Genomic DNA, 11874 nt, shown 5'->3' on the forward strand with positions numbered 1-11874 from the left:
CATGGACCCGCGGTCGAGGGTGATGGACTCGATGCCCCGGTGAGCGGCCAGCAGGATCGTGCCGCCGGGGGTCTCATAGACCCCGCGGGACTTCATCCCGACATAGCGGTTCTCCACCAGGTCCAGCCGGCCGACGCCGTTGGCGTAGCCCAGCTCGTTGAGCTTGGTGAGCAGGGTGGCCGGGCTCATGGTCACGCCGTCGATGGCGACCGCGTCGCCCTTCTCGAAGTCCACGGTGAAGATCGTGGCCTTATCGGGGGCGTCCTCCGGGGCGATGGTCCGCATATAGACGAACTCGGGCGCCTCGACCGCCGGATCCTCCAGCACCTTACCCTCGGAGGAGGAGTGCAGCAGGTTGGCGTCGACGCTGAAGGGCGCCTCGCCGCGCTTGTCCTTGGCGATCTGGATCTGGTGCTTCTCGGCGAACTCCAGCAGGGCCTCGCGGCTCTTGAAGTCCCACTCGCGCCAGGGGGCGATGACGTGGATGTCCGGCTCCAGGGCGTAATAGGCCACCTCGTAGCGGACCTGGTCATTGCCCTTGCCGGTGGAGCCGTGGCTGACGGCGTCGGCGCCCATCATCCGGGCGATCTCGATCTGGCGCTTGGCGATCAGCGGCCGGGCGATGGAGGTGCCCAACAGGTACTGGCCCTCATAGACGGTGTTGGCGCGGAACATCGGGAAGACGTAGTCGCGGACGAATTCCTCGCGCACGTCCTCTATGAAGATGTTCTCCGGCTTCACGCCCAGCATCAGGGCCTTTTCGCGGGCCGGACCCAGCTCCTCGCCCTGGCCAAGGTCGGCGGTGAAGGTGACCACCTCGGCCCCCAGTTCGACCTGCAGCCATTTGACGATGGTGGAGCTGTCGAGGCCGCCCGAATAGGCGAGCACGACCTTCTTGACGGGCTTGTCGGCCATGGCGGCGGCGGGTCCTGGAGCGCGGGAGGAGAAAGGGGTCTTGGCGCCTTTAAGGGCGAACGGACCCGGCGTTCAAGGCCTAAGCGCGCCCTCGGCCTCCAGGCGGCGCATGGCGGCCCCCACCCAGCGCAGGTGCAGAAGCGCGAATAGCGAGGCCGAGGCGGCCCGCACGCCGAACACCAGCAGGGTCTCCGCGGGCCCCGCCATCCGGTGGACCCAGAGCAGCCACAGGCTGGCGGCGAAGGCCGCGGCCGGCAGGGCCCAGAAGGCCACCGCCCGGCTGACCCGCCAGTTCATCAGCGGCGGGCGGACGCCCGTCGGGGTGCGCTTCCAGGCCTGGCGCGAGGCGCCGGCCATGATCGCCAGGGCCAGGATCCACAGCACGTCGGCCGTGATGGTCAGGACGGTCATGCTCAGACCGTGACCTGGGTGCCCAGCTCGACCACCCGGCCCGGCGGAATCTTGTAGAAGTCCGTGGGGTTGGCGGCGTTCTTCATCAGGAAAATGAAGATCTTGTCCTGCCACAGCGGCATGCCCGACTGGGCGGACGGCACGATGGAGCGGCGCCCCAGGAAGAAGCTGGTGGCCATGATGTCGAACTTCAGCCCCTGCTTGCGGCACAGGCCGAGGGCCTTGGGAACGTTGGGGCTCTCCATGAAGCCGTAGGAGATGATCACCCGCTTGAAGTCCTCGTTGACCGGCTCGATGCGGATCCGGTCCTCGTCCCGCACTCGCGGAGTCTCGGCGGTCTCGATGTTCAGGACGATGTTCTTCTCGTGCAGCACCTTGTTGTGCTTGAGGTTGTGCATCAGGGCCACGGGCGCCATCGACGGGTCCGAGGTCAGGAAGATCGCCGTGCCGGATGCCCGGTGCGGGCTTCGCGCCTTGAGGATCTCGGAGAGCTCCACCAGAGGCACGCTGTCGCGCCGGGTCTTGTCTGTGAGGATCTGGGCCCCGCGGGTCCAGGTCCACATGATCACCACCAGCGCCGCCCCCAGCACCAGGGGCAGCCAGGCGCCCTGCGGGATCTTCAGGAGGTTCGAGGAGATGAACACGATGTCGATGACGCCGAAGAAGCCGGCCGCCAGCGCCGCCTGCCACAGCGGCCGCTTCCACATCCAGCGCACGATGACGAAGAACAGCAGGGTGTCGACGAACATCGCCCCGGTCACCGCGATGCCGTAGGCGGCGGCGAGGTTGGATGAGGTACGGAACATGAACAGCAGGACCAACACGCCGATCAGCAGCATGGTGTTGACCCAGGGCACATAGATCTGCCCGGCCTGGGTCTCCGAGGTGCGGCGGATGTCGATACGCGGCAGCAAGCCTAGCTGCACGGCCTGCTGGGTCATTGAGAAGGCGCCGGTGATCACCGCCTGGCTGGCGATCACCGTGGCGACAGTGGCCAGTATCAGCACCGGCCAGTAGGCGATCTCCGGAATCATCCGGAAGAACGGGTTCTCCCGGGCGGTGGGATCGGACAGCACCAGGGCTCCCTGGCCCAGGTAGTTGAGCAGCAGCGCCGGCAGGCACAGCACCAGCCAGGCGGCGCGGATCGGCGCCTTGCCGAAATGGCCCATGTCCGCATAGAGCGCCTCGGCCCCGGTCACCGCCAGGAACACGCTGCCCAGGATAACGAATCCCAGGAAGCCGTTATCCACCAGGAACAGCAGGCCGTAGTGCGGCGACAGCGCCCGGAACACCGAGGGGTCGTCGGCGATGTGGAAGATCCCCAGGCCGGCCAGCACCAGGAACCACACTGCCGTGATCGGGCCGAAGAAGCGGGCCATGCTGGCCGTGCCACGCGACTGCACCATGAACAGCGCGATGAGGATGCCCGCCGAGATCGGCAGGACATAGGGGGCGAGCTTGGCGCCCAGGACCGGGGCGTCCTTCAGCCCCTCCACCGCCGAGAGCACCGAGACCGCCGGGGTGATGATGCCGTCGCCGTAGAACAGCGCCGCGCCGATCATCCCCAGCAGGAACACAACGCCGGATCGCCTGGGCAGGAAGCGCTGGGCCAGCGCCATCAGCGGCAGGGTGCCGCCTTCGCCCTTGTTGTCGGCGCGCATCAGGAAGACCACGTACTTGATGGTCACGATGAGGATAAGCGCCCAGGTGATCAGCGAGACCACCCCCAGGACGGCCATCTCCGCGCCGACCGTCGAGCGCGTGTGGTGCAGCGCCTCACGCATGGCGTAGAGCGGGCTGGTGCCGATGTCGCCGAACACCACGCCCACGGAGCCCAGGGCGAGCGCCCAGAACTTGTCGCCCTTCGCGTGAGGCGTTCCCTCCGCCCCGTTTTCAGGGGCGCCGGCCGGATCAGCCATCCATATTCTCCGGGAACGAGAGGTCTGTTCCCTGGGGCGGCCCGATGCCGTCACGCGGGCGGCGCGATACACCCAATACAAACGCCATACAATGCTAGCCCAAGGCGGCGCGCCCGTCCCGGTCACGCTTTTCCTTGAACGGCTGACCCCGGGCCCTAGTGTGGCGGCTCAGAAATTCGCACAGAGCTCGATCCAGGCATGGGGCGAACTTAAGATCCAGCACACTAGTTTCGGGGCGTCACCGAGGGGCAGTTCCATGGACCGCAAACTGGCGCTGGTGACCGGCGCCTCAGCCGGAATCGGCCAGGCCTTCGCCCGTATCCTGGCCAGCCACGGCTACGACCTGGCGCTCACCGCCCGGCGCACCGATAGGCTGGACGCCCTGGCGGAAGAGATCGGCCTACGCTTCGGGGTGGAGACCCTGACCCTCGGCGCGGACCTGGCCGAGGCGGAGGGCCCGGGCCAGATCCTCGACCACCTGACGGCGCACGGCCGCACGGTGGACTTCCTGGCCAACAACGCCGGGTATGGCCTGCCGGGCGCCTATGCCGACACCCGCTGGAGCGACCAGGCGGCGTTCATCCAGGTGATGCTGACGGCGCCGTGCGAGTTGGCCCATCGGGTTTTGCCGGGGATGGTGGAGCGCAAGTTTGGCCGGATCGTCAATGTGGCCTCGCTGGCCGGCCTGGTTCCGGGTTCCGCGGGGCACACGCTCTACGGCGCCGTGAAGAGCTTCCTGGTCCGCTTTTCACAGAGCCTGCACCTGGAGACGCAAGGGACCGGGGTACACGTCTCTGCGCTGTGTCCCGGGTTCACCTTCTCGGAGTTCCACGACGTCAACGGTACTCGGGCGCTGGCCACCGCCTCGACGCCCACCTGGATGTGGCTGGGCGCCGACGAGGTGGCGGCCACCGGCTACGAGGCCGTGGAGGCCAATCGCGCGGTTTGCGTGCCGGGGGCGCCCAACAAGGCCATCGCCGCGATCGCCAAGCTGGTCCCCGACGATTGGGCCCTGGCGCTGATGGCCTCCCAAGGACCGCGTTTCCGCAAGGTTTAGTGCCCGTTGGCGTAGGGGGCGGCGGTTTCCGGCAGTATCAGGCCGCGGGTGCTCTCCGAGATGCCGCCCAGGATGAACTGCACGGCGAGCGCGCAGAGGATCAGCCCCAGCACGCGCACCACGATGGTCAGGCCGATCTTGCCCAGCAGCCGGCTGATCAGCGGCGTAGCCAGGAAGCAGGCCAGCGTGGCCACCGCCACCGCCGAAATCACCCCCACCCCCACCGCCGCGCCTTTCAGTCCGAACTCGCGGGCCTGGCTGGCGTAGATCACCACGGTGGAGATTGCGCCGGGCCCGATCAGCAGGGGCATGGCGAAGGGCACGATCATCCGCTCGAAACGCCTGCGGGCGAAGGTGCGGGTGTCGCCCACCGCCTGGTCGGTGACGTCGGTGAAGTTGGCGCTGAAGTCGTCGCGGGCCATCTCAAGCCCAAGCAGGAAGAGGATGACGCCCCCGGCGATCCGGAAGGCCGGCAGAGAGATGCCGAAGAACTCCAGCAGCGCCAGGCCGGAGAAATAGAAGAAGGTCAGGAAGCCCAGCACGAACAGCGAGATGTAGAGGGCGATCTGGGCGCGGTCCTTGGCCAGGGCGCCGGCCGTGGCCGCGGCGAACAGCGGCACGTTGCCGATCGGGTCGATCAGGGCGAACAGCGCCACGAAGAAGTTGACCGCGAAGTCCCACTGGCTCATCCACGGGTCTTAGCCCAAATCACCGCCAGTGTGCTGGATCTGAAGTTCGCCTTGATGTTGGATTGGGCGTGGTGCGAACTTCAGATCCAAAAAAGCACACTGAAAACCTATGCTTCCTAGTGTGGCTAGAGATTCAGAAATTCGCTCAGTGCGCGCCACCCTCTCGGGCGAACTGCCGCATCGCCACACTAGCGCGGAACCCGCGCCACTGGAGCCTTCGCCATGGCCTGCGCCGACCCGCGCCTGATTGTCGCCCTGGACCTGCCCACAGCGCCCGAAGCGCGCGCCATGGTCGAGGCGCTGGGCGACGCGGTCAGCTTCTACAAGGTAGGCCTGGAACTGTTCGCCAGCGACGGCATGGCGGTAGCCCGCGAGCTGAAGGCCCAGGGCAAGCAGGTGTTTCTGGACTGGAAGCTGCACGACATCGGCACGACGGTGCAGCGCGCCGCCGCCGCCCTGGCCGCCGCCGGCTGCGGCGATTTCCTGACCGTTCACGGCGAACCCCAGGTGATGGCGTCCACCGTGCGCGGGCGCGGCGCCTCGGGCCTGAAGATCCTGGCGGTCACCGTGCTCACCAGCCTGGCCGACGAGGATCTGCACGAGATTGGCTATGCCGAGACCGCCAGCGCCCTGGTGGAGCGGCGCATCCACCAGGCCATCGCCGCCGGTTGCGACGGGGTGATCGCCAGCCCGCATGAAGCCGCGCTGGCCCGCGCCCTGGGCGGTCGGGACTTTCTCGTGGTGACGCCTGGCGTGCGGCCCGACTGGTCGGCCAGGAACGACCAGGCCCGGGCATCCACGCCAGCCGAGGCGTTGGCCGCCGGCGCCTCCCACGTGGTCATCGGCCGTCCGATCACCGCCGCCAACGACCCCAGGGCCGCAGCGCTCAGGGTGGCGGCGGAGATGGCGGGAGCCTGATCTTCCCTCTCCTGTCGCGAAGAGCGAACGGTGGAGGGGGAGAGACTTGGCGCGGAGCTTGAGGCCGCCCCTTCCACCACGCCCTCTGCGGGGCGCGGTCCCCCTTCCCCGTAAACGGGGCAGGAAGGTCGGGCTAGAAATCCACCGCGATGCCCTTGCGTTCCCAGTCGCCGAAGCGGGTCGGCTCGGGGCCCTTGGGGCCGCCCTGCTCGGGAGTGAGGGCGGCGGCTTCGGTGGCCAGACGGCGAGCCTGCGCCTCCTCCAGCGCGCGGCGGGCCGCGGGACTGAGCGGCTTGCCTGGGGCGGCGTTGGGCGGGAGCGAGGCCATGATCCTCATCTATCACCGTCTACAGGGCGCTGGCGATCCTCGGCATGGCGACCTTCCTGGTCTCGGTGCTTTCGGGTTGGCGCCAGGCGAGACCCGCGTCCGCCTGATCGGCGCTTGCGCGGGCGGGCCTTTGCAGGCACGCCACCGCCGGTGAGCCAATCCGAACCGATCGACGCCCAGGGGCTGCCGGCCCGCGCCGCCGCCCTCGACCTGCTGACCGCCGCGCTCGCCAAGCGGGCCGGCATCGACGAGGGCCTGACCCATCCCGCGCTGAATGCGCTGGAGCCCCGCGACCGCGCCTTCGCCCGCGCCCTGGTGCTGGCGACCCTGCGCCGGCTGGGACCCATCGACGCCGTCCTGCAGTCCAGGCTGGCCAAGGCGCCTTCCGACCGCGTGGTGCAAATCCTGCGGCTCGGGGTCGCCCAGGCCTTCGTGCTGGGCACCCCGGCCCACGCCGCAGTGGCCACCGCCGTCGACCTGGCCGCCGCCGATCCTCACAGCCGGCCGCTGAAGGGCCTGGTCAATGCGGTGCTGCGCGGCCTGACCCGGGAGCCCCCGGCCCTGGACGACCCCGACCTGATGGCGCCGCCCTGGCTCTACGCCCGCTGGCGCGCCGCCTTCGGCGAGGCCGACGCCCGCGCCATCGCCGCCCAAATCGCCGAGGAGCCGGCCACCGACGTCACGCTCAAAGACCCGGCCGACGCCCAGGCCGTGGCGGCTTCGCTCGAGGCCGAGGCTCTGCCCGGCGGCAGCCTGCGCACCGCCCTGCGCGGCGAGGTATCCGCCTGGCCGGGGTTCGCCGAGGGCCGCTGGTGGGTGCAGGACGCCGCCGCGGCGATCCCGGCGCGGCTGCTGTCGGTTGAATCCACCGAGACCGTGCTTGATATGTGCGCCGCGCCGGGCGGCAAGACCCTGCAATTGGCCGCGGCCGGCGCGCGGGTGACCGCCCTGGACCGTTCGGCCGGGCGGCTGAAGCGGGTCACCGAGAACCTTGGCCGTACCGGGCTTTCCGCCGAGGTGATCGCCGCCGACGCCACCAGTTGGAACGACCGCCGCCGCTTCGACGCGGTCCTGCTGGACGCCCCCTGCTCGGCCACCGGCACCTTTCGCCGTCACCCCGACGTGCTGTGGGCCGCCCGGCCCAGCGACGTGGCCAGCCTGGCCGCCCTGCAGAGCCGCCTGCTTGACGCCGCCGGCCGCCGGGTCAAGGAAGGCGGGCGACTGGTCTATAGCGTCTGCTCCCTGGAGCCGGAGGAGGGCGAGGCCCAGGTGGCGGCCTTCCTGTCGCGGACCCCGGAATTTCGCCTGGAGCCTATCGCGCCGGGCGAGGGCGGCGCCCCGGAAGCCAGCCTGCGCCCCGACGGCGCCCTGCGCATCCAGCCGCACCATCTGCCCGGCGGCCTGGACGGATTCTACGCCGCACGGCTTCGGCGGGCCTGACCCCGCCCCGCAGCCCTCTGGTACCCGGCCGCGCATCAGATTATGCCTCGGGCATGGCCGCTCCCAAGACCATCATCGCCCCTTCCATCCTGGCGGCGGACTTCGCGCGCCTGGGCGACGAAGCCCGCGCCGTGGAGGCGGCGGGCGCCGACTGGCTGCATGTGGACGTGATGGACGGCCACTTCGTCCCCAACATTACCATCGGGCCCGACGTGGTGAAGGCGCTGCGCCCCCACGTGAAGATCCCCTTCGACGTGCACCTGATGATCGCGCCGGTGGACGGTTTCCTGGAGGCGTTCCGCGCCGCCGGGGCCGACATGATCAGCGTCCATCCTGAGGCGGGGCCGCACCTCAACCGCACGCTCAAACGCATCCGCGAGCTGGGCGCCAAGGCGGGCGTGGTGTTCAACCCCTCCACCGACCCCGCGGTGGTCGAGTGGATGATGGACGAGGTCGACCTGATCCTGGTGATGTCGATCAATCCCGGTTTCGGCGGCCAGAGTTTCATGACCTCGCAGCTGGCCAAGATCACCCGCCTGCGGGGGATGATCGACGCCACCGGCCGCGATATCCCGCTGGAGGTGGACGGCGGGGTGACGCCGGAGACCGCCAGGCTCTGCGTCGCCGCCGGCGCCACCGCCCTGGTGGCGGGGACCGCAGTGTTTGGCGGCGGGCCGGAGCGCTACGCCGGCAATATTTCGGCCCTGCGCGGCTGATCGGGGGCGCCGTGGCCCGCCACACCGCCCACGCGCTTGCCGTCGCCATCTCCCGCCAGTTCGGGCGGGAGTGGCGCGGTTCGGGCCTGCACCGCCTGCTGATCACCCATCCGAGGCCGCAGGGCATGGCCGCAGCGCTCCGCGACCCACGCCCGGCGGACCCTGAGAACGGCCGCCGCATCGCGGCCGGCGCCTTCGTGCTGGGCGGAGCGACGCTGACGCCTGGGCCGCGGGGCGATCCCTGGGATAGCCCTTGCCCCGACCGGCGGTTCGCCACGGCCCTGCACCGGTTCGGCTGGCTCGGCGACCTGACATCGCTGGGCGACGCCGGCGCCGCGGAGGGCCTGCGCCTGACCCTGGGGTGGCGCCGCGTGTTCGGCCGCTGGAACGGCTTCTCCTGGTCGCCGGAGGTGCTGGAGCGCCGGGTGTTCAACCTCGCCTGCCAAGCCCACGCCATCACCGCCCGCGCGTCGGAGGCGGAGGCCGCTCAGGTGACCGGCGACCTCGCCCGCCAGGCCCGCTACCTGCTGGCCCTGCGCGAAGGCCCGGTGCGCGCCGCCGAGCGTGCCGCCGCGGCGGCCGTGGCGGGCGCCGCTCTGGCCGGCCGGGCCGGCGACAGCCTGCTGGTCAAGGCCCTGGTACAGCTCGACCGCACCCTGCCCGCTACCGTCGCGCCCGACGGGGGCCATGCTTCGCGCAGCCCGCAGGCGGCGCTGGAGCTGCTGCTCGACTTGATCACCCTGGACGACGCCCTGACCACGGCCGGCGCGCCCGCGCCGGACGAGGTGTCCCAGGCCATCGACCGGCTGTGTGCGGCGGTCAGGTTCTTCACCCTGGCCGACGGCCGGCTGGCGGCCTTCCAGGGCGGCGAGGCGCTGTCGGGCCCCTATGTGGCCGCCGCCCGCGCCCAGGACGAACTGGTCGAGCGCGCGGTCTCCACGCAGCGCAACGGCTACCACCGGCTGGAGGCGCGGTCCCTGCAAGTGGTCGCCGACGCCGCCCCGCCCGCCGCGGGCGCCTGGAGCGTCGCCGCCTGCGCCCAGCCCCTGGCCATCGAGGTGCTGGCCGGGGCGCGTCGTCTGATCGTTGGCTCCGGCTGGTCGGCGGACGCCCAGGCCCCGCAGGCCCTACGGGTGGTGGACGCCGCCTCCACCGCCTCCCTGGGGGAGCAGGCCTGCGGCGAGCCGATGCGTGGCTTCCCGGCGCGGGTGCTGGGGCCCCGGCTCGTCGATGCGGGCGCGGCGGTGAGCGCCAAGCGCCATGAGGCGCCGGGCGCGCTTTGGCTGGAGCTCAGCCACGACGGCTGGGTCCGCCGCTTCGGCCTGCGCCACGAACGCAGGCTCTACATCGACGTGGATGCGGATGAGCTGCGCGGCGAGGACCGGGTCACCTGCGTCACCCCGCCCAAGGGCCCGGACGGACGCCGGTTCATCCCCTTTGTGGTGCGCTTCCACCTGCACCCCGAGGTCAGCGCCCTGATCGCCCGCGACAGGAAGAGCGTGCTCCTGAAAGCCGAGGGGGAGGAGATCGGCTGGTGGCTGCGCAACGACGCGGTGGACGTGGCTATCGAGCCCTCGGCGCACTACCAGGACGGCCAGCCGCGGCGGAGCCAGCAGATTGTCCTGCGCGGCCAAGCCCGGGCCGACGCCGGCGCCCGGCTGCGCTGGAAGCTCTCCGCGGCGGGCGGCCGCGTTGACGCCGAAAGCGGGCCAGCCTAAGCCGGGCCGTCCCGCGTGACTGGCGAATTTGAGGTGGGCGACCACCGGGGAGCGCGGCGACCATAGACGGCCGCTCGCCTGGGCATTCCTCCGATCAGACGCCAGGAGACCGCCTTGCCCGCCGCCCCCGACTTCCCCCCCGCCCCGGACCGCGCGCCTGTCCGCCGCGCCCTGATCTCGGTCTCCGACAAGACCGGCCTGCTGGCGGCCGCCAGGGCGCTGGCTGGCCTGGGGGTGGAGCTGGTCTCCACCGGCGGCACCGCCAAGGCCATCGCCGATGCGGGCCTGGCGGTGAAGGACATCGCCGAGCTGACCGGCTTCCCGGAGATGATGGACGGCCGGGTGAAAACCCTGCACCCGGTGGTGCACGGCGGTCTGCTTGGCGTGCGTGATGCGCCGCACCACAAGGCGGCCATGGACGAGCACGGCATCGGCGGCATCGATCTCGTCTATGTGAACCTCTACCCCTTCGAGCAGACCGTGGCCTCCGGCGCCGACTTCGCCACGGGGGTGGAGAACATCGACATCGGCGGCCCGGCGATGATCCGCTCGGCGGCCAAGAACCACGGTTACGTGGCGGTGTGCACGCAGATCGGCGACGTGACCGAGGTGCTGGCCGAGCTCGCCGCCGATGGCGCCACAAGCCTGGCGCTGCGCAGGCGGCTGGCGGGCCGGGCCTACGCCCGCACCGCGGCCTATGACGCGGCGATCTCGGCCTGGTTCGCCGAGCAACTGGAAGACACGACGCCCGCCCGCCGAGCCTTCGCCGGCGAGCTCGCCCAGACCATGCGCTATGGTGAGAATCCCCACCAGCAGGCCGCATTCTATCGCGGCGGAGCGCCCCGCGCTGGCGTGGCCACCGCCCGGCAACTCCAGGGGAAGGCGCTCTCCTACAACAATATCGCCGACACCGACGCGGCCATCGAACTGATCGCCGAGTTCGATCCTGCGGCCTCAGCCGCCGTGGCGATCATCAAGCACGCCAACCCTTGCGGAGTGGCCCTGGGCGGCGACCTGATGTCCGCCTACCAGCGCGCCCTGCAGTGCGATCCGGTCTCCGCCTTTGGCGGCATCGTGGCGGTGAACCGCCGGCTGGACGCCGCCGCGGCCCGGGAGATAGTCAAGATATTCACCGAGGTGGTGGTGGCCCCTGACGCGGACGAGGACGCCATCGCGGTGTTCGCCAGGAAGAAGGACTTGCGCCTGCTGCTCACCGGCAGCCTGCCCGATCCCCGCGCGCCGGGCGTGCTCTTCAAACAGGTGGCTGGCGGTTTCCTGGTGCAGGGCCGCGACACCGCCCAGGTGACCGCCGCCGACCTAAATATCGTCACCACGCGCCAGCCCACCGAGGCGGAGGTGCGCGACATGCTGTTCGCCTTCACGGTGGCCAAGCACGTGAAATCCAACGCCATCGTCTACGCCAAGGACGGCCAGACCGCCGGCATCGGTGCGGGGCAGATGAACCGCAAGGATTCAGCGCGGATCGCGGCGCTGCGGGCCGGCGAGGCGGCGGAGGCGGCGGGCCTGCCGCAATCCCTGGCCCAGGGCTCGGCTTGCGCGTCCGACGCCTTCTTCCCGTTCGCCGACGGCCTGTTGCAGGCGGCCGAGGCCGGCGCCACCGCCGTCATCCAGCCGGGCGGCTCGACCCGCGACGCCGAGGTCATCGCCGCCGCCGACGCCGCCGGTCTGGCCATGGCCTTCACCGGCGTGCGAGTGTTCAGGCACTAGGCGTCGTCACCGCTTCCGCTTTCCCGTCCCGGCCT

11 protein-coding genes and 1 riboswitch are annotated in these 11874 nt (G+C 70.6%); of the genes, 6 read left to right on the forward strand and 5 right to left on the reverse strand.

The window, feature by feature from the left end; all coding sequences use genetic code 11:
• The 3 genes from ACLL81_RS01595 to ACLL81_RS01605 form a co-directional block, all read right to left on the reverse strand.
• The coding region (locus ACLL81_RS01595; RefSeq protein ID WP_411286594.1) for an argininosuccinate synthase at positions 1 to 915 on the reverse strand (915 nt) is incomplete at its 3' end.
• Between the two features lie 72 nt (positions 916 to 987).
• On the reverse strand, positions 988 to 1326 hold the full coding sequence (locus ACLL81_RS01600) for a hypothetical protein (RefSeq protein ID WP_411286595.1): 339 nt from the start codon (positions 1324 to 1326) through the stop codon (positions 988 to 990).
• 2 nt (positions 1327 to 1328) lie between these two features.
• Positions 1329 to 3245: a potassium transporter Kup gene (locus tag ACLL81_RS01605; protein WP_411286596.1), complete on the reverse strand. Its 1917-nt coding sequence runs from the start codon at positions 3243 to 3245 to the stop codon at positions 1329 to 1331.
• Positions 3246 to 3501: 256 nt separating this feature from the next.
• Between ACLL81_RS01605 and ACLL81_RS01610 the strand changes: the two genes are divergently transcribed.
• Positions 3502 to 4302: an SDR family NAD(P)-dependent oxidoreductase gene (locus tag ACLL81_RS01610; RefSeq protein WP_411286597.1), complete on the forward strand. Its 801-nt coding sequence runs from the start codon at positions 3502 to 3504 to the stop codon at positions 4300 to 4302.
• Here ACLL81_RS01610 and ACLL81_RS01615 read toward each other — a convergent pair.
• Positions 4299 to 4991, reverse strand: a complete 693-nt coding sequence (locus ACLL81_RS01615) for a MarC family protein (RefSeq protein WP_411286598.1) — start codon at positions 4989 to 4991, stop codon at positions 4299 to 4301. The two genes, ACLL81_RS01610 and ACLL81_RS01615, sit on opposite strands and share 4 nt — an antisense overlap.
• A gap of 222 nt (positions 4992 to 5213) precedes the next feature.
• Between ACLL81_RS01615 and pyrF the strand changes: the two genes are divergently transcribed.
• Positions 5214 to 5909: an orotidine-5'-phosphate decarboxylase gene (gene pyrF / locus ACLL81_RS01620; protein WP_411286599.1), complete on the forward strand. Its 696-nt coding sequence runs from the start codon at positions 5214 to 5216 to the stop codon at positions 5907 to 5909.
• 133 nt (positions 5910 to 6042) lie between these two features.
• Here pyrF and ACLL81_RS01625 read toward each other — a convergent pair whose 3' ends face one another.
• Positions 6043 to 6237, reverse strand: coding sequence for a DUF1674 domain-containing protein (locus ACLL81_RS01625; RefSeq protein WP_411286600.1), 195 nt, complete (start codon positions 6235 to 6237; stop codon positions 6043 to 6045).
• 150 nt (positions 6238 to 6387) lie between these two features.
• On the opposite strand from ACLL81_RS01625, the gene ACLL81_RS01630 reads away from it, so the two are divergent.
• The 4 genes from ACLL81_RS01630 to purH all read left to right on the forward strand — a co-directional run bounded on the left by ACLL81_RS01630 (position 6388) and on the right by purH (position 11839).
• Complete coding sequence (locus ACLL81_RS01630) at positions 6388 to 7677, forward strand: RsmB/NOP family class I SAM-dependent RNA methyltransferase (protein ID WP_411286601.1); 1290 nt, start codon at positions 6388 to 6390, stop codon at positions 7675 to 7677.
• Between the two features lie 53 nt (positions 7678 to 7730).
• A complete protein-coding gene (rpe, locus tag ACLL81_RS01635) occupies positions 7731 to 8393 on the forward strand; it encodes a ribulose-phosphate 3-epimerase (protein ID WP_411286602.1) in 663 nt (220 codons plus the stop codon).
• A gap of 11 nt (positions 8394 to 8404) precedes the next feature.
• Positions 8405 to 10111, forward strand: coding sequence for a heparinase II/III family protein (locus tag ACLL81_RS01640; RefSeq protein WP_411286603.1), 1707 nt, complete (start codon positions 8405 to 8407; stop codon positions 10109 to 10111).
• Positions 10112 to 10116: 5 nt separating this feature from the next.
• Positions 10117 to 10202, forward strand: a riboswitch (ZMP/ZTP riboswitch).
• A gap of 23 nt (positions 10203 to 10225) precedes the next feature.
• A complete protein-coding gene (gene purH / locus ACLL81_RS01645) occupies positions 10226 to 11839 on the forward strand; it encodes a bifunctional phosphoribosylaminoimidazolecarboxamide formyltransferase/IMP cyclohydrolase (RefSeq protein ID WP_411286604.1) in 1614 nt (537 codons plus the stop codon).
• The last annotated feature ends 35 nt before the right edge of the window (positions 11840 to 11874 follow it).

The sequence above is a fragment of the Phenylobacterium sp. genome, from assembly GCF_046590535.1.
Taxonomy (GTDB): Bacteria; Pseudomonadota; Alphaproteobacteria; order Caulobacterales; family Caulobacteraceae; genus Phenylobacterium.